We start from the raw sequence: 23,463 nt of genomic DNA, 5'->3' as shown, positions 1-23,463 counted from the left end.
TCACGCAAATGGCTCAGGTACGGATTGATCGCAAGAATTCGGCAACCTGGTCTCGCAATTTGTCGCCATTTTTTGCCAGTTCAGATGTTTCCGCCTGAACACGGCCAGCAGCACGGCCGGTTTCGTCGGCTGCCTGGGTTACTGCGTGAATGTTTGCTTGTGCGGCCTCTGTGCTGTGGGCCGCCTGTTGGACGCTGGCTGAAATTTCCCGGGTTGCGGCCCCTTGCTGTTCAATGGCTTCCGCAATTGCTGCAGAAATTTCGTCAACTTCATTAATGGTTCGGGATATATTCTGGATAGCTTGAACCGAATTTTGGGTTTCGTCCTGAATTGCTTTAATCTGGTTTGCGATTTCTTCCGTTGCACGTGCCGTCTGTGTTGCCAGCGTTTTAACTTCCGAAGCAACCACGGCAAATCCTTTGCCTGCGTCACCAGCACGAGCCGCTTCGATTGTGGCGTTCAGGGCCAAAAGGTTAGTTTGGCCGGCAATATCGTTGATCAGTTTGACCACGTCGCCAATTTTCTGGGCTGCAACTGCCAGACCTTCAATTTTGCTGTTGGTTTCCTGGGCCTCGGAAACCGCCGTGGTGATGATACGGGATGATTGATTAACGCGTTTGCTGATATCGTTAATGGACGAAGACAATTCTTCGGTAGCCGAAGCTACAGATTGCACATTTTGAGTGGTTTCACTGGAAGCCGAGGCAACAACGTCGCACAGACTGGTGGTTTCTGTGGCGGTAGATGTTAGCGAATGCGCAGCTTTGTCGAGCGTGCCGGCAGATGTTGAAACGGCTTCGACCAGTTTTCCAACCGATGCTTCGAAACTGTTGGCCATTTTCTGGCGCATTTCCTCACGTTCAGCTTCGGCTCGTTTACTGTCATGAACATCAACAAGTGATCCGCAGGCGCGACGCGGCACACCATTTGCGTCTTTGGTGGTTCCGCCAGTTGCCCGGAACCAGCGATAAGACCCGTTTTTAACCTTTAGACGATACAGAACATCATATGTTTTGCCGGTTTCAAGCGCATTGGTGAATGCCGCGAAAGTTGGGGCAACATCTTCCGGATGCAGGCGGTCCGACCAGGATTGCACAACATTGGGGAATTCTTTTTCGCTGTCAAAACCGCACAAACGGCGAAATTCAGGTGTCCATGTCCATTTGGACTTGGCATGCATGGCATCGCCATTGTGAAGGATCGCGTCCCACAACCCGACCCCGGAGTGACGCGACAAAATTTCAAGCCATTCGATTTTTTCGGCTATTTCGGGTGAAGGTTTAAAAAACGCCATGCGACACACTTTCTGAACTTGCAACAGCTTTTGGGAACCACAGTTTTGATATGCTCAAAAGTAGTGGAAATTATACTTTTGGCATATAAATACTGATCAAAAGTTGTTCAAGGTATTTGTGCACATTTAAATCTTTTTCCTGCCGCCACGAACGGGTATGGGCGTCTGGTGCGTGTTAACGTCCCATCATAATTTGCAAGGCGTGTGATCGAAATTCGCGGTTATACAGGACAATGGTCACCCAGCTTGAGCCAATGATAAACGCAACGGGATGGTAAAACCACGCAAGGGCCGACAGCGCAAAAAAATAGGATCGGATGCCCCGGTTGAAATTGTGGGCGGACATCATGCTCATGCGGGCGGCCTGGGCGGCGACATGGGCACCTTTGGCGTGTGACGGGTCGGGTGCTGCGCCAATCAGGATTGAACAATAATTTGACAAGCGAAAGGCCCAGGTGAATTTAAAGAACGCATAGATAAAGATCAGCATTAAAAATACGACCTTGCAATTCCATAACATGGCCGACGATGGTGCCGCATAGGGCAGGGCAGAAATCAGTTCGATGCCTTCTTTGCTATAACCCAGAAGTGCGCCCAGACCGACCAGAACCAGAATGGTCGTTGATGAAAAAAAGCTGATTGCCGTAATAAGGTTTCCGGCAATGGCCGTATCGATCATGCGCAGGTTTCGCTGCAACATTTGTTCCATCCAGCGATGGCGGTTACGGGCCATCAGGGCCGAAATGCTTTTACGTCGACGGGAACTGCTATCGGCATAAAATGTATATCCGGTCCACCAGCATAATGCCCAAATCAGTGCCAGCACGTCATGCAATGTTGTCGTTGCCATTGATTTTATATCCCCTGATCTTTGTTGCGCATTATAGCATTACCCCGACACATTGCCCGATGTGTTTGTTCTCGCGGTTATGGGCAATTCCATTTATATTATTGACTTGATCCTTGCGACGAAGATTTGGTGAAATAATTGGCCGATGGGTTGTTTTCTGGCCGGATTAAGAGTATCAGCGGCGCAAATTTAACGGAGTTAAAGCCCCATGAGCGACCTTGATAACGACTTTGGCGATGAAGACCTCGAATTGGCCGAGTTTGAAGCCCATACCGAAACCCTGATTAATGAAGGTCGCAGCACCGAAGACGTGTTTGAATTTGTTGGGTATATGAATATCAACGAAGTCGGCACACATATGATCGCCGCCGAAATGGTGCTTGGCGAGGATGAAATCGATCAGATGAGCAAGACCTTGCGTCAGCTTGATGTCGATTTGAAACCTTTGGGCGAGCTTACCGGTGGTCTTAAGGGGGGCGAAGATGTCAAACGGGCGCTTGCGGCCCTGTTTTTGGAACTGGTGGAGCTGTGCGAGCTGGATGACGATGACGAAGATGCTGGCGAACTGAGCGAAGAAGCCTTGCTGTTGCTGAACTTTATCAAACGGTTTAATCCGCAAATGCGCCGTTTGACGGTCGCACTGACTGACACAGATGATGATGATGTTTCGTGTGAATATGAAGTCGCCAATTGGGAAGCGTTATAATCGCTGACAGCTTGCGCGATAGTCATAAATTAGCTACGCACAATGGCGGCATGTTTTGGCATGCTGCCATTTTTGTTTATGGATTTATTTGCGGAGTTTCGGTGTGAGCCAAGGTGTTTCAATTTTCAGCACAACCGGTGACGACGACCTGGCCCAGGGAGAAGGCCGCCTGGCAACCTATTTGGCGCGACAGGAAAAGGGCGAGGCACCGATACCCCAGGCAACGTCTATTCTGCGCTGGATTAATGATAACCAGGCCGGGTTTGCGTCCGTTTTACAACATGATCTGAAAACCTGCCGAAAAATTGTGTATGATTTTAGCACTAATGGCGATGTTGTTATCGGTGGGATCAGTGACCCGGCCCGCCAGACGGATGTGATGTTTGCCCAAATGGCGGCTGCCAATGCCCCGGTTGGTGTGGGGCGTTACCGCGAGGACCGCATTTGTTATCAGTCGCCACAGTTTAAAACCGGGGGCGAAGCCCGAAGCCAGCATTTGGGTATTGATTTGTTTCTGGCAGCCGGCACACCGGTTTACATGCCGCTAGATGGTGTGGTTCACAGTTTCGCCGATAATAATTTACCGCTGGATTATGGCCCGACCATTATCATGGAGCATAACCCCACACCGGGCATTACGTTCTGGACGTTATATGGCCATTTAAGCCGGGACTCTTTAAGTGGGCTTGCGGTAGGTAAAGCATTTGCAAAAGGTGAGGAATTGTGCCGGTTTGGCGATTACCCGATTAATGGTGACTGGATTCCGCACCTGCATTTTCAAATTATTTTTGATCTGCTGGGTAAACATGGCGATTATTTTGGGGCGGCCAAGCCATCGCAGTGGGAGGTGTGGGAAGCTATTTGCCCCAATCCCAATCTGATTTTGCAAATGCCGGAAAATGTTACCGCCAGCCGGGATGGTATTTGAAATGATGCCACCACGCTTGAAGGCGGGAATATGGGTACGTGGACAAATTGCAATTTGTCAGGCCCATAATATTACAGCGATGGTCGTTCACAAGGGAAACGAGGATGCCGGTGCTGTTCTGGTCAAGCTGAATCGTTTCGCCAAGGGCTGTTTCATTTATTCCCGCGTAACGACGATGGATGGTGATCAGGGCTGGATGCAAGTTATCGGGGGCAGCGACGGTGGGCGCGAAACAGAAATGCAATGCGATGAATATTGCCGCAAACAGGTTTCATTTGATCGCGATGTTTGGGTATTGGAAATCGAAGATCACAAATCGGCTTATGAACTTGATGCGCCGATTGTTGATTTTTAGGGCATTAACGTTTTGTGTGCGCTTTAGCCAATAATTGTCAGCGATAAACCGTCTTAATTTGGCAAATGCCGGTTTCGCAGCCTCAGGTGCGCGAGGTCCCATGTTGCAAAAAGGGCACCAGACTTCACGATAAAAGCTGAGAATAAGCGGACTTATTTTAACAGTTCAACAAAACTTGTACGATATTTAGTGGATTTTTTGCATAAAAAAAGGCCTGCAACGCATTGCAGGCCTTTGATTTTGATCGTGCCAGATTAGGCAGTGCGCTGCAGGATGTGATAACCAAAATCGGTTTCAACAACGTCCGATACAGTACCAACTTCCATGTTGAAAGCGGCCTGATCAAATTCGGGAACCATCATGCCACGGCCAAAAAAGCCAAGATCGCCGCCCTGCTGGCCGGACGGGCAATCAGAGTTTGCTTTGGCGAGGTCGGCAAAATCAGCGCCGTCATTGACCTGGGTTTTCAAATCCTGAATCTGGGTCAGGGCTTCTTCTTTGCTACGCGATGCGGTCGAGCGTGCCGAACCGGCATACATCAGCAAAATGTGCGAAGCGCGAACTTGTTCACTCATGATTTTTCCTTTCGATCCGGCCGCCATAATGGTGCAAATGGCCGGAAATCTGCAAAATTTCGAAATTATGGGAATTGCTATCAAGCACACTTTCCCATAAGCCTTGTGGCTTGTTACGACAAAATGACCTGTGATGAAAGAGAAGAGGCTCACAAATGCTTGCTGTTGTTTCCCCGGCAAAGAAACTGGATTTTGAAACACCGGCACCGGAGATGCCCGTGAGTCAGCCGGTGTTTCTTGATGATGCCGTTGAACTGGTTCAGGTTGCGCGAAAAAAAACACGTCGCGACTTGATGAATTTAATGCACATTAGTGAAGATCTGGCGGAATTGAACGTGCAGCGTTTCGCGCATTTTTCAACACCCTTTACCCGCGATAACGCCAAACCGGCCGTATATGCCTTTCGCGGTGATACCTATGTCGGACTCGATGCCGATAACCTGACATCAGATGACCTGGACTGGGCAGGGGACCATTTTCGGATGCTTTCCGGTTTGTATGGTATCTTGAAACCAGGCGACCTGATGCAGGCCTATCGGCTGGAAATGGGAACCCGGCTTGAAAATAATCGTGGCAAGAATCTATATGAATTCTGGGGTGATAAAATTGCGCGCCACATCAATGATCTTACCCTTGAGCATAAAGACAGAACGTTGGTCAATCTCGCTTCGAACGAGTATTTTAAGGCCGTCAAGACCAAGCTGATCGAAGGGCCGGTGATTACACCGGTGTTTAAGGAGATTAAGGGGAATACTGCCAAGGTTATCGGTTTTTCAGCCAAGCGCGCCCGTGGTATGATGTCGCGCTATATGATAAAAAATCGTATTGAGGCCCCCGAAGACCTGAAATCCTTTGATATGGACGGGTATGTTTACCGCGATGATCTGACGCAGGGAAATGACTGGGTCTTTACGCGTACCCACGAATAGGGTAGTGCCCTTTTTTACACCCCATCCACAAACGAAGTGAGCGACCAGATGAGCGATGATCATCTAGAGCAGCCCGACGATGAAAACCATATGCCGGAAGCCCACCCGTTTTCGGGTTATTTGCGGCAGTTTTTTCGCGGACCGGGCCGTTCTCGCAGTTTGACACGGGACGAGGCCTTCGATGCCTTTTCCATGGTGTTGCGTGACGAGGTGGATCCGATCCAGTTGGGTGCGTATCTTTTGATGCTGCGCTATCGCGGTGAAACGCCGGAAGAACTGGCCGGCATGATCGAGGCTGTGCGCACCATTGCGCGCCTGGAACCTGATGACAGCGATGTGCCGGCTGCGTGCCATCCAATGCTGGACTGGCCGTCTTACGCAGCAGGACGTACACGGGGCTTGCCGTGGTTTGTGCTCTCCGCGTTGTTGCTGGCGCAAAACAAGGTGCCGGTCCTGATGCATGGTTATAATTCGCATCTGGTTAAAGGGGTTGGCACCGAAGCGGCGTTTAAGGCGTTAAAGCTGCCCATTGCGATGTCCGCCGAAGAAGCGCGATCAGATATTGAAACGCAAGGGATTGCCTATTTGCCCCTGCGCCATATTCATCCGAAATTACAGGAATTAATCGGTCTGCGCCCGCTGCTGGGGCTTCGCAGCCCGGTGAATACCCTGTTGCGGTTGTTAAACCCGTTACAGGCCAAGGCGGCTTTTTTAGGGGTGTTTCACCCGGCATTTCTGGATGTTCATCGTGAAACCGGAAAATTACTGGCATTGCCGCGCATTGGTGTGATCAAGGGCGGCGGCGGCGAGGCGGAGCGCACCCCGTACAAACATGTTGATTTACGCTTGCTTGATAATGGCACGCTGAGCGATTTACGCTGGCCTGCGGCATTGGCACGCAGCGAAAAGCCCGAAGACGATACGCCTCCTGCCAAGATGGAGCATTTTTTAGGCGTGTGGCGCGGCGAGATCGAAGATACGGATGCCATTGCCAAGATCAAGGGCAGCGCCGCCATGGCGGCTTATCTGGCGGGCCGGGCGGATTATATTGACGAAGCGGAAAGCCTGGTTGAAGGATGGTGGGTAAATCGCAAGATCAAGCGCCAGCGTTAAGTCGGCGGTAATTGGATATTCTGGTAAAATGAGAAAAGCAGGTGTGCGATTTTGTTCGCACACCTGCTTTTTTATTAAAATGATGATCCTGGTTGTTGTAAAAATAGAATTTCTTCCGGGGTGGATGGCCGCCCCAGTATTTCATTGCGATGTGGATAACGGCCAAAACGGTCAATAATCTGCTTGTGACGTTTTTCAAAATCCAGATTGTTTTCCAGTCCCGGTTGATCAAACAGCGTCAGGGCAATGTCATGAATGGCTTCGGATTCTGAATGCATATAAGGCATATATAAAAACAGCCTTTCTGATGCGGTTGTCAGTGCTGCATCAGCTTTTTGCAAGATAGCTTCCTGTGCCAGAACCAGCGCGAGTGTGTCACAGGCAAAGGCCTCGGCCCGGTCGCGAAACATGTTCCGGGAAAACTGGTCAAGAATGATGATTTCGGCCAGGCGTCCTCGTGCGGTTTCGCGCCAGTAATAAAGCTCGCCAATTCGCGCTGCTGCATGAAAATCGGCAAAACGTTCGTCGATGTGGCGGTCAAGCGCGGTATCTTTTTCAAACCATTGTTTCGTGGTCAGTTCGTTGAACCAGAAATTTAAAATCTCGTCCGGATTCATGATGTTGTTCCTGCCGTGATGTTTTTGATTGTTTCGTGTCCGGAAATCAGATCACCATTGTGTAACGTTACCTGGCGGGAGGCAACATGATCGAGAAAGGGCTGGTTATGTGAAATGATCACCATCGCTTGTGGCAGGTTTTGCAATATACTGGTGAGGCGGTTTTCAACAGTGTGGTCAAGACCGTTGGTCGGTTCATCAAGCAACAGGATTTCCGGTGCCATTGCCAGCACCGTTGCCAGGGCGACCAGCCGTTTTTCGCCACCTGATAACTGATGAGTAATACGGTTTTCAAAACCGGACAAGCCAAGGTCGGCCAAAGTTTTATGTGAAATTTCAAGGGCATCAGCATCGCTATAGCCCAGATTTAACGGGCCAAAGGCAACATCTTCAATCACGGTAGGGCAAAAAAGCTGATCGTCGGAATCCTGAAACAGCAAGCCGACCTTGCCGCGGATGGTGCTGAAATCCTTTTCGGTTTTACAGGTTTTTTGCAAGATAGTAATGGTGCCGGTTGTTGGAATTTGCAGCCCCATCATAATATGCAGCAGTGTGCTTTTTCCGGCCCCGTTCGGTCCGGTCAGGGCAACTTTTTCGCCGGGCGCCAGTGAGAAATCAGCGTGATTTAGAACCGGTTTTGCGGGTGAAAATGCAAAACAGATATCGCGCAGCACAATCAGATCAGGGGCGGACATAGAGCCTCCAGCGTGATGAGCATCACCAGAATTACCGCCATAACCAATAAAAACATGTAATCAGATTTTGCCGGGCGCGGCAGATGGGTGAAATGAAAATGCCCGTGAAAGCCACGGCATTTCATGGCCCATACAATTCGTTCGGACCGGTCATGCGCGCGTACCAGCAACATTCCCACCAGATACCCTGTCATTTTCCAGCTGTGCCGGTTGCTACGCAAATGAAAGGCGCGGGCGCGCATTGCCTGGCGCAGACGTAAATATTCGTGATGTAACACATCGATGTAGCGCACGGTGAACATCAGCAATGTTGTCAGTTTGATTGGTATATAAAGGCCCATCATACCGCGCCCCAAATCTGTGCTGCCCAGCGATCCCAGAAATGCCATCACTGTAAAAATAACAGCATTGGCCTTTAGGCCGATCATGACCGCCTGATAAATTCCTTGTTGTGATGCCGCGTGACCCCATACGGTGAAAACCGTATCGCCGGGATAGGTGAAGGGCAGTAACAGCAGGGTGGCAAAAATAAAACCGTCCATCGTCAGCACCCGGCGCAATGTTTTACGCCATTCTGGCAGTGACAGTGCCACCATAACTGCAGCCACCACGATGGTGGCCACCACAGCTTGCCAGCTTGTGATGGAAACAATAAAAACAGCGAAGATGATCGTGCAAATAATGCGAAAACGCGGGTCGATAACGCCAATCATCCCGGTTGTCGTATTCCGGCTGGCCGGTGACAGGACGATATGGCGGCTCATTTCGATGTGTTCGATATTTTCTGGCGTGCCTGCCACCACGCAATTATGCCAAAAATACCAATAATAATACCAAGTCCACCGATGATATCGGAAAAACGAACCTTGTTTTCATAAGCCACAATTTGTTCGCGTAGCGGATTTACCTGTTTGGCAACGGCATGACTGACCAGTTGCGAAAGTTGTTCCGGCGTTATTGAAACATGCTGCGAGGCCGTGTTTTCATCCGTCGTCGATGCGACCATGTCGGAGGCAGCAGAAAAAGAGGTTGCGGTGTCTGATGCACTGTCAGCCGGGTTAAGTGCCACAACAGTTCCGATTGCATTGCTTGTCGCCTTTGGCAAGGCGTCGGAAAGTTCGGATGATTTAAGCAAATAGGATGCCGCGTGGCCGTCGCCAGTATTGGCACGGATGACATAGTCATCAAGATGGTCCACCTGCAAACGAAATTCGCCATTCGCGTTGGTTTCGCCTTGCAGTAAGATCTGTCCCGCGCCGTTTTCGACCGACAGCTTTGCATGTTGCGGGCGTGCGCCGCCGCCGAAATAGGCGTAGCCTTCAATGATATTGCCATCCCCCAGCGCAAATACATGAAAGCTGTGTGCCCTGGCAGTGACGGGCAGGGCGAGCATGGCAATTGTCAGCACGGCAAGCACCAGCGCCGTAAAGGCGTTTTGGGACAGGCGGGTTTGGAAAAAGTTTGGATGGATAGCGGACGCTGTTGTCATAAGTCAGGCCGCCAGGCTGGTGTTTGGGCCTGATAATAACACAGCGGGGCGAACTTTTTTAATCAGTCCAAAGGCCGCTGCCGTCAGGAAACCTTCAACAATCATGACTGGAATGTTGGTGACAAAAACAAGTCGGGCGGTTGCGATAAATTCCTGCCCGCTTAGGGCAAGTGATAATCCGACCATGATGGCACTAAGCATAATGGAAGATGACCCGGCAAGAAACGCGGCAATCATCATGGTGCGTCCTTCGGTTCGGGCAAGTATTGGGCCAAAGATCAGCCATACAACAATGGTGGGCAACGCCATATTGACGGTATTAACGCCCAGAACCGTAATGCCACCGAACCCGAAAAAGACAGCCTGTAAAAGCAGGGCAATAAACACTGCCGGAACCGCAGCCCAGCCGAGTATCAACCCAAGCAAACCATTCATGATCAGATGAATGCTGGTCGGGCCAATTGGCACATGAATGAGAGAGGCGACGAAAAAAACCGCACTAAGCAGGGCAATACGCGGCATATTTTCAATGGAAACCTGTCGTAAACCAAGGGCAATGCCGCCCACTGCAATGACTGCACCGGCAACTACGACCTCGGTTGATAAAACACCATCCACAATATGCATTGGTCGCCCTTTATTGAGTTGGCTCCGGTTGGTGCCAGCTTGGTTCATCGTTGTTGTAAATATCGGGGAAAGGTCCATAACGGTGGAAAGGACCGACACAGCAAGGGTTATGTGCCCGCTATCATCGCGCCGTTCCACCGGTACACCCCGCCCGATACAGCTTTTGTGATCAAGGCAGGTTTCCTGGCTTGCGCGTACAATTTTCGCCTTTCCGGAATGTTCCAGTGGCCATTGAAAATTCTGGTCGCTTACAGTTGCGGGGGCAGCTACGGCATGGGCAAAATTACGGCACCGTATTCCCTTTTATCCGGGCGAACCCGGATCACCCTGATCAGACTGTAGACTAGGGGCGGAATAGCTTGAAAGTCAAGCGCGGCCACGCTGTTTTTCATATTTTTTATAAAAAGTTATGACGTAATGTAATCAGGTAAAGGTTTGTTTTTGTGCGATTTATCTGAAAAATTCGTCATAACTTTTCATTCAGGAACATTGAGGGTTAGTTGCTTGTTTGGGCAGGATTATCGGTTTTGATCCATAGCACGCCACCGCGTTCAACCGGTGCATTGGCTTTGCCGTCAGGGGTTGGCAGGGTGCCATCCTCGATCAGGGCCGCAAAAACCCACCAGCCAGCCCAGGGAGTTGTATAGGAAAATGTCCCATTGGCATCGGCCTTGATAATCTGGGTGGAAAAGCTGCCATTGGGCAGTTTCACGCTGCCATCATTGCGAAATTCTACTTCGATTTCGGCAAAGGGAACCGGTTTGCCATTATGTTTGACAATGCCGCTAAAACTATTGCCTGCCCATAGGCCATAAGGCCGTGACAAGGGTTCTATTTCGACCGGAAAGCCAACCATCTGGTCCCAATTGCTGCCATCGCCAAAGGCATCAATGACGGTTTTGGTATATTGGACAATATATTTGCCTTCGGCGGGTTCGTAGTAAGGTTCTGGTTCAATGTAAAAAACATATCCTGCTGGTCGTGGCAGGATAACATCGGCCTGATATGCCTGTTTTCCATCGACATCGTGGCGGGTTAACTTGTCCAGAAGGTCGGTTTTCTGGCCATTTACCTGCATCCCAAATTGTACCGGGTATGCCATTTCCATTGTTGGTCCCATATCGGTGGGATGGGTGAAGACCATGTCAAAATGCACATCCTTACCCGTTTCCTGATCAATGACATTTGTGGTGGGGATCAGTTCCTGAAAATGTGCCTGTGCGGCACTTGATACACAGGAAAAAACGACAAGGCTGGTGGCGAATGCCATCCTTGTCGATGGTTTAAGGAATTGCATCATTTTACCCTTTCTAACGCGATAAATTCGGTTGGTTGGCAGACGCTAATTTCATCAGAATATTTCGTCAAGTGACTGGAATCACTTTTATCATAAAAAATAAAAATTCGTATGAGGTTCAATTTGTCTATGTAATGAATGTCATTATTGCCCTTATTTTGCTGTTTCCCGGCATTGTAAAAAAGGTGTGCCGGGATAATGTTGTTCTGTTTCCACGTGTGGTGTCCCGGTGGTATGGTTATGCTGTGTTTTCAGGCTTCATCACCTCAGGCTGATGGAATGACGGGACAAGGGGACCAGCAATGCTGCGAATGATTTATGTGACACCCGATGGGGGGCATCACTGGGTTGATAGTGAGTGGCGCGATACCAAAACTCTACGCGCTGCCATTGATGACAGTCAGCCAGGCGATTTGATCCGCCTGTTGCCGGGGAACTATTTTCTGCCAGAAGCCATTGATTTGCCCTGTGACGGCACCGCGGCCGAGCCGATTATTATTCGCGGAGAGCACGGTGCGATCATTGATGGCCGTCGGCCACCTGACCCGGAAGTATCGGCTACCAGCCCCGGTGCCACACGTTATGCTGCATTTCGCATGGTTAACCGGTGTCACATCCGGCTTGATAACATCCGGATCGAAAGGTGCTGGCCCAGTGCTGTTTACATGGAAAACAGCCACCATCTGACCTTCAAGGACATGCAGATAGTCGGGGGAACTTATGCTTTTTACGCTGATGGTCCGGCATGTCGGCATTTAACGATCGTACGATGTGACTGGGTGCAGGACGATAGCCTGTGGCGTTACATCAATTGGGCGATGGTCCATGACGGCGAACTGGTGCCGGGCGAAAAGGCCCCGTATCGCTATTTGAATGGTGCCTTTTTTGGCAGCAACAATATTGCCGGGGATGTGGTTATTCGCGGCAACGATATCCGTCATTGTTATAATGCGATCCGTCTGGATCTGTCGGATGAAAATCAGGATGCCCCGCTAGGGCAGTTCAATTGCAACGTTGTGATCAGTAATAACCGGTTTTCCTTTGTGCGTGATAACCCGGTGGAACCCGAAACTGTGGCCGTGAACTGGTGGGTTTTTAACAATCAGCTATACAACTGCCATAAATGGTTTTCCCAGGACGGTGTCCGTGGTGGGTTTTGGTATTATTTTGGTAACCGTGGCTGGTTTGATTCACGGCCAGGACCGGAGGGGGATGAGAATAATGGCGGAGCCGTTTTCAAATTTGGCAAAGACCCCGATGCCTTGCCGACATTGCCATTTGAATGTTTTCACAACAGTTTCTATTTGCGCCAGCAATATGTAAAAAAAGGCACCACCCGTAATTGGCGGCACCGCCGTAATGTCCTTGGCTATGCCGATAGTGCCGAATTGCCACCGGGATTAATGACGCCAGGGCAGCCGTTTCTGGGAGAAGACCTGGTTTTGTCTGCTGCCGATAATGTGTCGTTTGACGGGGATTTATGTAATCACCCGACTTTTCCGGAAATTTTCGAAAATTATCCCGGGGTTTATCTGGGGGGGACTCGGGCCAATGGGCCTGTTTTCCGCGCCGGAATTTGTGGTGATTTGGCACTGGTACCGGGCAAGGCAGAACCTTTTGCACAGCCATTGGCCGTTGAAATGCCCGATGGGACGGTTTGGCATTCAGCCAACGGGCTGATGCCAGGGGCGCTGGATGGCAACGGGTTGTTTGATGGACCAAAATATCGCCCGATCGATCGTGACTATCTTCAGCAATGTCTTGGAGATGACCATAATGATGCTTAAACGAAAGTTGCGTCAATTCGATAACAGGTGGTTTTCTACTTACGTTAGCGTAAATTTATTGACTTTGACGTTGGTCTAAGGTGATGCTGGTGGTTGGGTGTCTTAAGCATAAGAAGAACAGATGAACGATAAACTTTACAGCATTACAGAACTTGCCGAAGAGTTTGATATCACGCCCCGGGCCATTCGTTTTTATGAAACCAAAGGATTGCTGTCTCCGCAAAGGGCGGGGGCAACACGGGTATATAATTATCGGGACAGGGCGCGGCTGGTTTTGGTTTTGCGGGGCAAACGGCTGGGGTTTACGCTGGAAGATATTAAGGAATATATCGACCTTTATGATGCGGACCGAAGCCACGCCGAACAGTTGGCGCATTTGATGCTGGTCGGGCGCAAACGCATTACCGAGCTAGAGCAGCAGCTTGACGATGTGCAGACGACACTGGGCGAGCTTAGAAAAATAGAATCCGAAGCTGCCGACGCGTTACGCAGTCGCGGCCTGGATCCGGAAAAATCTGTTCACGACATCAGCAAAAAAATGCCAGCGAAAGCCGGTGCTTAGTCGCTTTGTTGTTTGCGGTGTTTTCACGGATGCCAGCAATAACAAACACCCCGCCAGACTGGTATCTGGCGGGGTGTTTGTTTTGACATGGATTAGGTGTTACGCGCGTGGTTTGCTTGGCTGGCCCAGCGGTAAAGTGACCTCGAAAACTTCTTCGTCTTCCAGATATTTGCGGCTAAAGCCAAGTTTTTCACACAGCGTGAGCATGCGGCGGTTATTAGGCAAAACCTGACCAATAAAGGTTGCAACACCTTTGGCACGGCAAAATTCGATCATTTTTTCCATCAGGATCCGGCCAAGGCCGCGCCCCTTGATGTCGGAGCGCACCATGACAGCGTATTCTGCATGTTCATTGTTCGGGTCAATTGCGACCTGAACAATACCGTGAATATCACCCTGTGATGTTCCGTTCGGGACGGTGGCGACGAAGGCCATTGCGCGGTCATAATCCAGCTGGGTTTGACGGGCCATTTCCGAATGCGGCAATTCGCGCACCGAGCCAAAGAACCGGAAATGAATATCCTCGGGTGTCAGCTTTGACATAAAGGCATAATGGGCTGGTTCATCTTCGGGTTTGATCGGGCGAAGCATATATTTGGTGCCGTCTTCCAGCACAATTTCCTGTTTCAAATGACGCGGGTAGGGGTGAATGGCGAGGCGTTTATCGTCACTTTCCACTTTTGGCGTCACTTTGATGCGGGCATCCAGCGCGATCACGCCTTTTTGGTCAATCAAAAGCGGGTTCATGTCGAGTTCAACAACTTCACCGAGATGCACCACCAACTGCGATAAGCGCACCAGCGTCATATAGAGTTCTTCCAGATTTACCGGCGGAACATCGCGATAGCCTTTAAGCAGGTTATAAATGCGTGTGCCTTCAACCAGTTCACGGGCCAGCTTCATGTTAAGGGGGGGTAATGCCATGGCACGGTCGCGTACCACTTCCACCTCAACACCACCATGTCCAAACAATATCACCGGGCCGAAAATCGGGTCGGTGGTCATGCCGACAATCAGTTCGCGGGCGTTTTGGCGTTTGACCATTTCCTGGACGGTGAAGCCGCGCAAACGGGCATCGGGGAATTGTTTGCCAATGTTTTTAAGCATCTTGGTTGCGGCACGATGTACTTCTTCACCGCTTTCAAGGTTCAAAACAACGCCGCCGACATCAGATTTATGGCTAATATCATCCGACAGAATTTTAAGCGCTACCGGGAAGCCGATTTTTTCGGCTGTGGCCACTGCTTGTTCGGTGGTTTCAACCGACAGGGTTTTAACCGTGTTGATGCCGTAACAGTCCAGCACGGCCTTGGCCTCGGGTTCGGTCAGCATGGTGCGCCCGGAATGGATCGCCAGATGAATAATACCGCGTGCCTTGTCGATTTCCGGGGTAAAGTCCTGGGGCACTGATGGCGGTGTTTCCATCAGCAAATCCTGCAATTTGCGATAATTCACCATATGCTGGAATGCGGCGACAGCCTGTTCGGGGGTGTTATAGGTCGGAAGACCGGCTTCGTTAAACAAAACACGGGCAGGGGCCACGGTGGCTTCGCCAACCCAGTTGGTCAGGATGTTCTTTTTGCTGTTTTTAACCGCATCAATAACCCCACGGGCAACTTCAACCGGGTTGGTAATGGCGGTTGGGGCATGCATGACCAGCAAGCTGTCAATATTTGGATCTGCCAATACTTTGTCGATGGATTTGGCATACCGTTCGCCTGGTGCATCACCGATGATATCAACCGGGTTGGCATGGGACCATGTATCGGGCAAAACGCTGTTCAGGTTCTCGATGGTTGATTGTTCAAGATGGGCAAGGTGGCCGTGGCGTTCAATCAGGGCATCAACGGCCAAAACGCCAATACCGCCACCATTGGTGATAATGCCAAGTTTATCACCGCGAAACGGCCGCATCCGTGACAGGGTTTCAGCTGCCGAAAACATTTCTGCGATGGTATAGACCCGCAAGACGCCAGCACGTTTGATGGCGGCGTCAAAAACATCATCGGCTCCGGCCAGCGCGCCGGTATGGGATGCGGCGGCGGCGGCACCTTCGGCAAAACGGCCCGATTTGATGCACAGGATCGGTTTGTTGCGCGACGCAGCACGGGCGGCAGAAATGAAACTGCGACGTTCGTGAATCGATTCGATATACAGCATGATTGCCCGGGTATCGGGATCGGACCCCAGATAATCAATTACATCGCCAAAATCGACATCATCGCATTCCCCCAGCGACACGAAATGCGAAAATCCAACCCCGCGTGCGGCGGCCCAGTCCAGCACGGCCGTACACAAGGCGCCGGATTGCGACACAAAGGCGATTTTACCCTTGCTGGCACTTTGATGGCTAAAGCTGGCATTCAGGCCAATTGGTGGCACCATCAACCCCAGGCAATTAGGCCCTAAAAGGCGCATTTTATTACGCGCTGCAATTTCAAGCATTGCCTGTTTCACGCTGCGCGTTTCATCGTACGGTACCGAGCCAAGGCCCGCAGTCAGAACAATGGCAGCTTTGCACCCCTTGCGATCCAGGCATTCCATCACCGGGATAACAGCTTGAGGGGGTACGCAAATAACGGCGAGTTCCGGCACCACGGGAAGGTTTTCAACATCGGGATAGGCCAGAACCCCGCCAATGGACTGGCTGCGCGGGTTAACCGGCATTATTGGCCCGTCAAAGCCGCCTGCCAGCAAATTGCGCATGATGACCTGCCCAACCGAATGCGGGCGGTTAGAGGCGCCAATAACGGCGACTGACGACGGCTTGAAGAGGTGTTCTAGGTTGACTGTACTCATAACCGAATTCCCGCTTTGCTGTCTGAATGGACGCCGCGCTAGTGTATGCGCCGTGTGACCTGTTTTCGGGGCAGTATGACCCGATCAGAATAACTGCTTTTCGCAGGTGCGGAAAATATTTCGTTTGGCGTTCATGCGCCTTGTTCTGAATCAAAACCGCAACAGGCTTCACATTTCTGGAACAAAATTGTGCTGCGGCAGGGTGAAGTAAGACAGACTGGAATGCAAACAGCTTTAGTGCAGGTGCCCGTCCGGTGTGTGATCAATATCGTGACGTTCTGATTCTTCCAGCCATTGTTCCACTTCTGCTGCACCGCCCATAGCCAGAGCAATGGCAACATCGTTGTGTACATGATCCAGGCTGTCAAACATCGGGCACCAGCCAAATGCCTGTATTCTTTCATCGGTGGTCGATGCAATGGTGAAAAGGTCGCCATCAATCGGATGGACCGTACCGTGAATCACATCGTTGTCACCAACAATCAGCCAGCCGTCGCTTGACCCGCCAAGTGTGCCCAGTTGAACTTTGCGCAATTCAATTTTTGCAATTTTCATTGGTGTTTCCTTTTGCTGATCGCACCGCATGATAGGGCAGAGTGCCCAAAAGAAAAAGGGACCGAACAAAATGTTCGGTCCCTTTTAAATTGGCTCCGGCAGCAGGACTCGAACCTGCGACCCAATGATTAACAGTCATTTGCTCTACCAACTGAGCTATGCCGGATCAGTATTTGGCGCCCCGTTCGAAGCGCGTGGCAGGGGTATAATAAAACCCGGAAACACGCGCAAGACCTTTTTTGTCAAAAAAACGCGAAAAAATGAATTTTGCCAAAATTTATCCAGTTTCAATGCTTTATCAAACGCCTGAGGTGGAAATGGCACGGGCATTTTTAGCCACGAAGAAACTGGCGCCGGTATCCGGGCCGTTTACAGTATCATTTTTATCGCGTTGTCATCCCGTAAGGCCGCAATTAAATATCTGTCATCAAACCCTGGATCGTTCAGGGGACGGGATGCCCCTGTGCTGCGACCAGAATGGCAAACCAGTCCTGCCGATCCAGGATAAGGTCACATGCCTGGGCGGCATCGCGGATCCTGTCAGGCTTCATTGTTCCCAATACCGGTATCGGCTGACATGGAAGTGCTAACAACCACGCAATGGCAATTTCAGCAATACCGTGTGCGTTGTATTTAACGCGCATTTCTTCAAGTATGGGCCGCAGATGGGCCGCAACGGCATCGTCCTTATCCTTGAACAGGCGTGCCCCGCCCAACGGCGACCAGATCATCGGGGTGACCCGTTTTTGCTGCATCAAATCAAATGTGCCATCAAAAATGGGGGCCAGTTCAAGAACCGAGCATTCGATCTGGTTGGTAACCATTGGCTGGTCCAGCCGACTTTGGAGCAAATTAAACTGGGAGGGTTTGAAATTGGAGACACCAAAATAGCGGACCTTGCCATCACGTTGCAGGTGATTAAAGGCGTCCGCCACTTCATCGGCAACCATAAGCGGGTCGGGGCGATGAAGAAGCAGGGTGTCGATATGGTCTATGCGTAAATTTTTTAACGACGCTTCAACCGATTCTAAAATGTGACGCTTGCTGGTGTTGTAGTGATTGATACGATGTTCCGGGCGGGAATCGCATACCAGGGCGATATCGCATTTCGTGACGATTTCCATATGGCTGCGCAGATGCGGTACGGTCGACAGGGCTGCGCCGAAATAATCTTCGCATCCGTAATTGCCGTAAATATCGGCATGGTCAAACGTTGTGATTCCCAGGTCCAGTGCTGTTTCCATGATCCGGACAACATCATCTATGCTTGAAACATCCGGGCTGTTGCGCAGGCGCCATGCGCCCCATGCCAGACTGGAGAAACTTAAATCTTCGTTTAGTTTACGGCGCGCGACAGGTGCTGACATTTCCGGACCCCATGGGTCACTCCGATTTGATGTTTGGGCAAAGCTGTTTGGCCCATACCTGAAACCGGGGTGATTTTACTGTTTTCGTGATTGTTAATGTATGTCGTATCAAGACATTACAATCAGGTAAACTGTCTATCGCGGGCCGGGGGCGCTTGGGACGGAATGCTGCTTGACCCAGTCGATATGCGGCCGGACATAAGGACGTCATATGTATTTGCCAGCGCGCTGGGCGGCGTTATGGCATGTTCAGCCCTTACAAATGTTATACAATATAAGGTGCATGTTTAAAGGCAGGCTGATTAAAGCGGGATGGTCTGTTGTCGCGGAAGGGGACACAAACTTTTGGTTTGTGCAGCAGGCAAAGAAAAAGGGACCGAACAAACGTTCGATCCCTTTCCACATTGGCTCCGGCAGCAGGACTCGAACCTGCGACCCAATGATTAACAGTCATTTGCTCTACCAACTGAGCTATGCCGGATTAGTGGAGGCGCGAGCCGGAATCGAACCGGCGTGCAAGGATTTGCAGTCCTCTGCGTAACCACTCCGCCATCGCGCCATCGCGTCGGCAGGGCGGTGTATAGCCCTATAGAATACGGGCCGTCAAGCACCCAATTTTACATTTTTCATACAACAGCATGAATTTAGGGTCAAAAGCAGCACTGCCGCCAGTTTGAGCTTGGCGGCAGTGGTTAAATAGTGTCGGGCGAAGAAGGTTTACCGGCGGTGCTGCTGACGCTCCAGCCACGGACGCAGGATTTTTTCACGATCGGGAGAGGGGCTGAACTCAACGTTGGCGATATCGCCCTTGCTATTTTCAACTTCAAACGACAGTGAAACATTTGGTCCGTCGATGCGAATTGTGCCGCGAACGCCTGTCGCCAGCGGCTTTTGCAATTTCACTTTGCTGCCGCCATTGGAAAGGTCGATGGTTTTGCCTGTTATGGTTTCACCATTCACATTAATCTGAACGCGGGCTTCAATTTCGAATCTGGTGTCACGGCGGCGGTTTACTTCCGGGGTGGCCGTCCGAACAATGCGAACAAGGGTCGCGCGAAGTTCGGCAATACTGGTGTCAACTTCTGACGCAATCCTGTTCATATTCTCAGCGCGCTCCAGGTTGCTGTCAGCTTCCTTGGCGACATCGGTGATTTTTTCGGTAACCTCGTTGGACGCTGTTGCCGTCTCTATCACGTTGCGGGCAATTTCCTGGGTTGCGCTGTCTTGCTGATGTACCGAGGTTGCAACGTTCGATGCCACCTGATCAATGCGACGGATGTTTTCGCTCATATGTTGAACTGTGGATACAACCGATCCGGTAACTTCCTGGATATCGCCAATTTGGCGGGTGATTTCCTCGGTTGAACGGGCTGTCTGGTTGGCCAGGTTTTTTACTTCCTGTGCGACCACGGCAAAACCCTTTCCGGCGTCGCCGGCACGGGCTGCTTCAATTGTTGCATTAAGAGCAAGAAGGTTGGTCTGGGCGGCGATGTCGGCAATCAGTTCAGCCACTTCACCAATACGATCAACACTGTCTTTTAGTGATAAAACAGTACGTTCTGCCTCGATACCTGATGTATTGGCTTCAGTGGTGATTGTTGTTGCTTCTTCTATCTGACGTGAAATTTCCCGGATCGAAGCGGCCAGTTCTTCGGACGCGCCCGATACGGTTTCAGCATTTGCCAGTGCTTCGTGTGCGGCGGCGGCAACGCTTTCGGAATTGGTTGAAACCCGTTGCGAGGATGCCGCCATTTCACCCGCAGATGAATTTAACCGTGATGTCTGATCAATGATGGCTTCAACAACAATCTGCAATTCACGTTCGACGGTTTCGGCCAGATTTTGCAAGGCATTAATGCGTCGCGAATTTGCTTTTTCCTCGTTTTCCTGGCGCTCCAGGATGCCATAAGCCAGCTTGGCGTGCAGGGCACGTAACTGCTGAATGACGGGTTTGAAATCGGATACGGACGGTAATTCGATATCGTGAGAAAAATTGTTATGCGCGATGGCTTCGAAGTGCTCTTCCATGCGTTGCAGGGGCTTGCGTAACTTCCGAATCATGATTGTGCCGTAAAGAAGCGTCAGAGCGATGGCAACAACAATCAAAATCAGGGTAACAATGACGGCGTTATAGAAGTTTTGTTCCGCCATCGCGACGCGTTCTTTGGTCAACTGATTTTGCAAGGCGGAAAGATCGCCGATTTTTGCCGTTAATGGGTCGATAACCTGATAGAGCTGTTGTTCTACCAGTGTTTTTAATTTTGCCTTGTTTTTGGCACGAAAAGCATCTTCAAGTTCTTTTGCCAGCGCATCAGCCGATGTCATCATTGATGTGATGTTGACTAAAATTGTTTTCTCGCGCGGCTGAAGGTCTTGTGCGGCATATTTTGCAATGTTGGTATGGATTCTTGCCTGGGCAGTTTCGATGCCTTTCAGGCCGGTATTCCAGTCGAAATTACCGTTATTCACCTTATGCGCGGCATCAACGATAAAAACTGCATAATCGTCGGAGATTTCTTTTAAAAGATTAAGCGGTTTGACCCGGTTTTCATAGACTTCGACCAAATGTTGTTCGGTGTTTTGTTCCGCCCATACGCCAAAACCACCAATAAGCGCCATCAGGATAACCATCGAGCCAAAGGCCAGGGTCAAGCTACCCCGAATACCGGAGATATAATTGCGGCAAGAGGCGCTAAAACCGGTTTTAACCAGTTGTCCGTCATCCAGGCCTGCATTTGATGCGCCGTTACGCAGGTCGGCATATGCTTGCTCGGCCTCACGTTTTTGCTCGGTTGTTGGTTTGGTACGGATCGATATATAGCCAGAAACGTTTCCGTCTTCGATGATGGGGGTGACGTTGGCGCGAACCCAGTAATGGTCGCCGTTTTTGCAACGGTTTTTAACCACGCCTTGCCACGGGCGCCTCGCTTTAACCGTTGACCACAAATCGGCAAATGCTTCCTTTGGCATATCGCGGTGACGTACAATATTATGCGCGGATCCAATCAGTTCGTTTTCGTCAAAACCACTGATTTTTATGAAGTCCTGATTGGCAAAAACAATTTTGCCCCCGGTATCAGTCCGGGAAACTAGGATGCTGTTGTCATCCATTACGACTTCGCGGTTTGTAACTGGCCCCGTGTCCCGCATGGTCCCCTCTGGCGTTGCTGGTGTTGTGTTGGTTTAATCTGTCGCTAAATACACAGATACAATGCGGCAAGAATTGATATATCTTTGTATTGATTGACTAAAGGCATACGATCTTTAATCTATCCATTGGTATTATCAACGGGTAATTTTTGTGTCGGGAATCGTAAGTGTCGTCTTCAGGGCGCACCACAATGCGTGATCGGGCGTTTTTTATTGATCTAAATTTTATCCGGAAGTTTGCATTTGAAGTAAAGTCCCGACAGGCGGCAAAGCGTTCTGTCTGGAATTATTGATAAAACGTCCCAAATATTGCGTGATTGGCAGCTTTGACATCAAAGGGCTTCTGTAGCACGGGGAGGGGTTATTGTTTCGTTCTGGTGTGATTGCAGGTTGTGAAGCAGCGCATTTTCGGAGCGATATTGGTTAAAAAGGACAGGCGAGTACCCCTGGTGCACCGTTCAATTAATTTCCAATGTTGTCAGGCGCACACGGGCTGATTATAAACATGATACCTCGTCTGACTCTGTTGCTGGAATTGCAACGGCGTCATAGTGCATTTCTTGCGGGAATTTCAGGTCAAATATGATGGATTATCAAGTCGCGCGCCACAACATGGTGGAAAATCAGGTTCGTGCCAACAAGGTCACCGATCCTTTGGTCATCGCAGCGATGGAAGAGGTCCCGAGGGAACTGTTTTTGCCCGAAAATAAACGCGGCGTTGCGTATGTTGATGAAGATATTTCCATTGGGAATGGTCGTTATGCGATTGAGCCAATGGTTATTGCCCGTCTGATGCAAATTGCGGAAATTGCCACGACCGACGTCGCATTGGTGATTGGTGCCGGTTACGGTTATGCCTGCGCATTGGTGTCACGGGTTGCTGAAACGGTGGTTGCCGTAGAAAGCGATACTGCAATGGCGCAAACTGCCGAAAAAATCATGCAGGACAACAATTACGACAATGTCATTGTCGTTGAAGGCGATGTTGTCACCGGGTATGCCAAACAATCACCTTATAATGTTATTCTGTTTGATGGTGCCGTGGCCGAAGTTCCGGATGCCATCCTTGGTCAGCTTGCAGAAGGTGGCCGGTTGCTGGCCGTTGTTCGGGAACCTAACAAGGTCGGCGTCGCGCGCCTGTACGAACGCGAACATGGTGTTATTGGCCATCGTGACCTGTTTGATGCAAATGTTCCATATTTGCCGGGTTTTGAACCGGTCGAAAGTTTTGTGTTTTAATGCATGATGAAAAGGGCTGTTCTGATAACGTGGTGACGATATCAGAACGCATCGTTGTGTTATTGACTGTTGCAAGGACTGTTTGAATTGGACATGGTCCGGGATATTTCGTGTCGGGAGGTGGCGCAGCTGATGGAAACATCCGCGCCGCTTACGCTTGTTGATGTGCGCGAAGCCTGGGAACTGGAAATTTGCGCCATTGAAGGTGCCCTACACATACCGCTTGGTGAAATAGCCCAGCGGTATGGTGATATTGATGACAGCAAGCCTGTGGCTGTTTTGTGCCACCACGGGGTTCGCAGCCGTCATGCGGCGATGTTCCTGAGGGCACAGGGACTTGAAAATGTCTTTAATATCGCAGGCGGCATTGAAATGTGGGCTATCGATGTCGCGCCAGAAATGTCACGATACGAATGATGGAAATGAATTAATTCGACTAAATAAAGGGAAAATTGGAAATTTTGCTTCCAACTGTCTCTTTTTTTAGACATTTTTATTGGCAACGTTACCAAATCGGAACTGCGCTGGG

The 23,463-nt window shown here is 50.3% G+C and carries 22 protein-coding genes, 3 tRNA genes and 1 riboswitch; of the genes, 9 read left to right on the top strand and 16 right to left on the bottom strand.

Annotation, left to right across the window (positions count from 1 at the left end; all coding sequences use genetic code 11):
- Positions 1 to 13: 13 nt before the first annotated feature.
- Both J4E05_RS01940 and J4E05_RS01935 read right to left on the bottom strand, forming a co-directional pair.
- On the bottom strand, positions 14 to 1,294 hold the full coding sequence (locus tag J4E05_RS01940) for a methyl-accepting chemotaxis protein (RefSeq protein WP_085592994.1): 1,281 nt from the start codon (positions 1,292 to 1,294) through the stop codon (positions 14 to 16).
- Positions 1,295 to 1,469: 175 nt separating this feature from the next.
- The gene (locus J4E05_RS01935) at positions 1,470 to 2,144 is read right to left on the bottom strand and encodes a DUF599 domain-containing protein (protein WP_085592996.1); all 675 of its coding nucleotides are present in this window, start codon (positions 2,142 to 2,144) and stop codon (positions 1,470 to 1,472) included.
- Positions 2,145 to 2,352: 208 nt separating this feature from the next.
- Here J4E05_RS01935 and J4E05_RS01930 point away from each other — a divergent pair, with 208 nt between their 5' ends.
- The 3 genes from J4E05_RS01930 (at position 2,353) to J4E05_RS01920 (ending at position 4,133) form a co-directional block, all read left to right on the top strand.
- Positions 2,353 to 2,850, top strand: a complete 498-nt coding sequence (locus tag J4E05_RS01930; protein ID WP_085592998.1) for a hypothetical protein — start codon at positions 2,353 to 2,355, stop codon at positions 2,848 to 2,850.
- 103 nt (positions 2,851 to 2,953) lie between these two features.
- Positions 2,954 to 3,778 carry a peptidoglycan DD-metalloendopeptidase family protein gene (locus J4E05_RS01925; RefSeq protein WP_349591986.1) on the top strand — a complete coding sequence of 275 codons (825 nt, stop codon included), beginning with the start codon at positions 2,954 to 2,956 and terminating at the stop codon, positions 3,776 to 3,778.
- Between the two features lies 1 nt (position 3,779).
- Positions 3,780 to 4,133: a DUF1491 family protein gene (locus J4E05_RS01920; RefSeq protein WP_246833000.1), complete on the top strand. Its 354-nt coding sequence runs from the start codon at positions 3,780 to 3,782 to the stop codon at positions 4,131 to 4,133.
- Between the two features lie 254 nt (positions 4,134 to 4,387).
- On the opposite strand, the gene J4E05_RS01915 is transcribed toward J4E05_RS01920, so the two are convergent.
- Positions 4,388 to 4,708: a peptidylprolyl isomerase gene (locus J4E05_RS01915; protein ID WP_085593000.1), complete on the bottom strand. Its 321-nt coding sequence runs from the start codon at positions 4,706 to 4,708 to the stop codon at positions 4,388 to 4,390.
- Between the two features lie 155 nt (positions 4,709 to 4,863).
- On the opposite strand from J4E05_RS01915, the gene yaaA reads away from it, so the two are divergent.
- The gene (gene yaaA / locus J4E05_RS01910) at positions 4,864 to 5,637 is read left to right on the top strand and encodes a peroxide stress protein YaaA (protein WP_349591984.1); all 774 of its coding nucleotides are present in this window, start codon (positions 4,864 to 4,866) and stop codon (positions 5,635 to 5,637) included.
- Between the two features lie 48 nt (positions 5,638 to 5,685).
- Entirely contained in the window at positions 5,686 to 6,750 is a 1,065-nt protein-coding gene (locus J4E05_RS01905; RefSeq protein WP_349591982.1) for a glycosyl transferase family protein, read from the top strand.
- Positions 6,751 to 6,824: 74 nt separating this feature from the next.
- Here the strand turns inward: J4E05_RS01905 and J4E05_RS01900 are convergent, their stop codons facing one another.
- From J4E05_RS01900 to J4E05_RS01875, 6 genes are all read right to left on the bottom strand, one after another.
- Entirely contained in the window at positions 6,825 to 7,367 is a 543-nt protein-coding gene (locus tag J4E05_RS01900) for a DUF924 family protein (RefSeq protein WP_349591980.1), read from the bottom strand.
- On the bottom strand, positions 7,364 to 8,062 hold the full coding sequence (locus J4E05_RS01895; RefSeq protein ID WP_349591978.1) for an energy-coupling factor ABC transporter ATP-binding protein: 699 nt from the start codon (positions 8,060 to 8,062) through the stop codon (positions 7,364 to 7,366). Before J4E05_RS01895 ends, J4E05_RS01900 begins: the two co-directional genes overlap by 4 nt.
- Positions 8,044 to 8,826 carry a cobalt ECF transporter T component CbiQ gene (gene cbiQ, locus J4E05_RS01890; RefSeq protein ID WP_349591976.1) on the bottom strand — a complete coding sequence of 261 codons (783 nt, stop codon included), beginning with the start codon at positions 8,824 to 8,826 and terminating at the stop codon, positions 8,044 to 8,046. Before cbiQ ends, J4E05_RS01895 begins: the two co-directional genes overlap by 19 nt.
- A complete protein-coding gene (locus J4E05_RS01885; protein WP_349591974.1) occupies positions 8,823 to 9,551 on the bottom strand; it encodes a NikL family nickel/cobalt ECF transporter subunit in 729 nt (242 codons plus the stop codon). Before J4E05_RS01885 ends, cbiQ begins: the two co-directional genes overlap by 4 nt.
- Before the next feature lie 3 nt (positions 9,552 to 9,554).
- Complete coding sequence (gene cbiM / locus J4E05_RS01880) at positions 9,555 to 10,178, bottom strand: cobalt transporter CbiM (RefSeq protein ID WP_349591972.1); 624 nt, start codon at positions 10,176 to 10,178, stop codon at positions 9,555 to 9,557.
- 156 nt (positions 10,179 to 10,334) lie between these two features.
- Positions 10,335 to 10,523, bottom strand: a riboswitch (cobalamin riboswitch).
- Between the two features lie 151 nt (positions 10,524 to 10,674).
- Positions 10,675 to 11,478: a DUF4198 domain-containing protein gene (locus tag J4E05_RS01875; RefSeq protein WP_349591970.1), complete on the bottom strand. Its 804-nt coding sequence runs from the start codon at positions 11,476 to 11,478 to the stop codon at positions 10,675 to 10,677.
- A gap of 299 nt (positions 11,479 to 11,777) precedes the next feature.
- Between J4E05_RS01875 and J4E05_RS01870 the strand changes: the two genes are divergently transcribed.
- Positions 11,778 to 13,262, top strand: coding sequence for a right-handed parallel beta-helix repeat-containing protein (locus J4E05_RS01870; RefSeq protein WP_349591968.1), 1,485 nt, complete (start codon positions 11,778 to 11,780; stop codon positions 13,260 to 13,262).
- Positions 13,263 to 13,383: 121 nt separating this feature from the next.
- Positions 13,384 to 13,824 carry a MerR family transcriptional regulator gene (locus J4E05_RS01865; protein WP_085593021.1) on the top strand — a complete coding sequence of 147 codons (441 nt, stop codon included), beginning with the start codon at positions 13,384 to 13,386 and terminating at the stop codon, positions 13,822 to 13,824.
- A 99-nt stretch (positions 13,825 to 13,923) separates the two neighbouring features.
- Here J4E05_RS01865 and J4E05_RS01860 read toward each other — a convergent pair whose 3' ends face one another.
- From J4E05_RS01860 to J4E05_RS01830, 7 genes are all read right to left on the bottom strand, one after another.
- On the bottom strand, positions 13,924 to 16,623 hold the full coding sequence (locus J4E05_RS01860; RefSeq protein WP_349591966.1) for a bifunctional acetate--CoA ligase family protein/GNAT family N-acetyltransferase: 2,700 nt from the start codon (positions 16,621 to 16,623) through the stop codon (positions 13,924 to 13,926).
- 234 nt (positions 16,624 to 16,857) lie between these two features.
- A complete protein-coding gene (locus J4E05_RS01855) occupies positions 16,858 to 17,178 on the bottom strand; it encodes a hypothetical protein (protein ID WP_085593025.1) in 321 nt (106 codons plus the stop codon).
- A gap of 90 nt (positions 17,179 to 17,268) precedes the next feature.
- Positions 17,269 to 17,344: transfer RNA gene (locus tag J4E05_RS01850), tRNA-Asn, on the bottom strand.
- Positions 17,345 to 17,621: 277 nt separating this feature from the next.
- A complete protein-coding gene (locus J4E05_RS01845; protein ID WP_349591964.1) occupies positions 17,622 to 18,545 on the bottom strand; it encodes an aldo/keto reductase in 924 nt (307 codons plus the stop codon).
- Positions 18,546 to 18,950: 405 nt separating this feature from the next.
- Positions 18,951 to 19,026: transfer RNA gene (locus J4E05_RS01840), tRNA-Asn, on the bottom strand.
- A 4-nt stretch (positions 19,027 to 19,030) separates the two neighbouring features.
- Positions 19,031 to 19,104, bottom strand: a tRNA-Cys gene (locus tag J4E05_RS01835).
- A 158-nt stretch (positions 19,105 to 19,262) separates the two neighbouring features.
- Positions 19,263 to 21,656, bottom strand: coding sequence for a methyl-accepting chemotaxis protein (locus J4E05_RS01830; protein ID WP_349591962.1), 2,394 nt, complete (start codon positions 21,654 to 21,656; stop codon positions 19,263 to 19,265).
- A 621-nt stretch (positions 21,657 to 22,277) separates the two neighbouring features.
- Between J4E05_RS01830 and J4E05_RS01825 the strand changes: the two genes are divergently transcribed.
- Positions 22,278 to 22,934 carry a protein-L-isoaspartate O-methyltransferase family protein gene (locus J4E05_RS01825; RefSeq protein WP_349591960.1) on the top strand — a complete coding sequence of 219 codons (657 nt, stop codon included), beginning with the start codon at positions 22,278 to 22,280 and terminating at the stop codon, positions 22,932 to 22,934.
- Between the two features lie 93 nt (positions 22,935 to 23,027).
- Positions 23,028 to 23,351, top strand: a complete 324-nt coding sequence (locus tag J4E05_RS01820; RefSeq protein WP_085594838.1) for a rhodanese-like domain-containing protein — start codon at positions 23,028 to 23,030, stop codon at positions 23,349 to 23,351.
- Positions 23,352 to 23,463: the final 112 nt, after the last annotated feature.

Origin of the sequence: Thalassospira sp. NFXS8 (assembly GCF_040148805.1) — a bacterium.
Taxonomy (GTDB): Bacteria; Pseudomonadota; Alphaproteobacteria; order Rhodospirillales; family Thalassospiraceae; genus Thalassospira.
Note: the sequence above shows the minus strand (reverse complement) of the source record. Positions and strands in the feature narration are given on the sequence as shown.

Bases quoted from the DNA above. Each gene is read 5' to 3' on its own strand.
- J4E05_RS01860 (WP_349591966.1), bottom strand. From the start codon at position 16,623: ATGAGTACAGTCAACCTAGAACACCTCTTCAAGCCGTCGTCAGTCGCC.
- J4E05_RS01940 (WP_085592994.1), bottom strand. From the start codon at position 1,294: ATGGCGTTTTTTAAACCTTCACCCGAAATAGCCGAAAAAATCGAATGG.
- yaaA (WP_349591984.1), top strand. From the start codon at position 4,864: ATGCTTGCTGTTGTTTCCCCGGCAAAGAAACTGGATTTTGAAACACCG.
- cbiM (WP_349591972.1), bottom strand. From the start codon at position 10,178: ATGCATATTGTGGATGGTGTTTTATCAACCGAGGTCGTAGTTGCCGGT.
- J4E05_RS01900 (WP_349591980.1), bottom strand. From the start codon at position 7,367: ATGAATCCGGACGAGATTTTAAATTTCTGGTTCAACGAACTGACCACG.
- J4E05_RS01870 (WP_349591968.1), top strand. From the start codon at position 11,778: ATGCTGCGAATGATTTATGTGACACCCGATGGGGGGCATCACTGGGTT.
- J4E05_RS01885 (WP_349591974.1), bottom strand. From the start codon at position 9,551: ATGACAACAGCGTCCGCTATCCATCCAAACTTTTTCCAAACCCGCCTG.
- cbiQ (WP_349591976.1), bottom strand. From the start codon at position 8,826: ATGAGCCGCCATATCGTCCTGTCACCGGCCAGCCGGAATACGACAACC.
- J4E05_RS01875 (WP_349591970.1), bottom strand. From the start codon at position 11,478: ATGATGCAATTCCTTAAACCATCGACAAGGATGGCATTCGCCACCAGC.
- J4E05_RS01915 (WP_085593000.1), bottom strand. From the start codon at position 4,708: ATGAGTGAACAAGTTCGCGCTTCGCACATTTTGCTGATGTATGCCGGT.
- J4E05_RS01830 (WP_349591962.1), bottom strand. From the start codon at position 21,656: ATGGATGACAACAGCATCCTAGTTTCCCGGACTGATACCGGGGGCAAA.
- J4E05_RS01935 (WP_085592996.1), bottom strand. From the start codon at position 2,144: ATGGCAACGACAACATTGCATGACGTGCTGGCACTGATTTGGGCATTA.
- J4E05_RS01865 (WP_085593021.1), top strand. From the start codon at position 13,384: ATGAACGATAAACTTTACAGCATTACAGAACTTGCCGAAGAGTTTGAT.
- J4E05_RS01920 (WP_246833000.1), top strand. From the start codon at position 3,780: ATGATGCCACCACGCTTGAAGGCGGGAATATGGGTACGTGGACAAATT.
- J4E05_RS01820 (WP_085594838.1), top strand. From the start codon at position 23,028: ATGGTCCGGGATATTTCGTGTCGGGAGGTGGCGCAGCTGATGGAAACA.
- J4E05_RS01895 (WP_349591978.1), bottom strand. From the start codon at position 8,062: ATGTCCGCCCCTGATCTGATTGTGCTGCGCGATATCTGTTTTGCATTT.
- J4E05_RS01845 (WP_349591964.1), bottom strand. From the start codon at position 18,545: ATGTCAGCACCTGTCGCGCGCCGTAAACTAAACGAAGATTTAAGTTTC.
- J4E05_RS01855 (WP_085593025.1), bottom strand. From the start codon at position 17,178: ATGAAAATTGCAAAAATTGAATTGCGCAAAGTTCAACTGGGCACACTT.
- J4E05_RS01930 (WP_085592998.1), top strand. From the start codon at position 2,353: ATGAGCGACCTTGATAACGACTTTGGCGATGAAGACCTCGAATTGGCC.
- J4E05_RS01825 (WP_349591960.1), top strand. From the start codon at position 22,278: ATGATGGATTATCAAGTCGCGCGCCACAACATGGTGGAAAATCAGGTT.
- J4E05_RS01905 (WP_349591982.1), top strand. From the start codon at position 5,686: ATGAGCGATGATCATCTAGAGCAGCCCGACGATGAAAACCATATGCCG.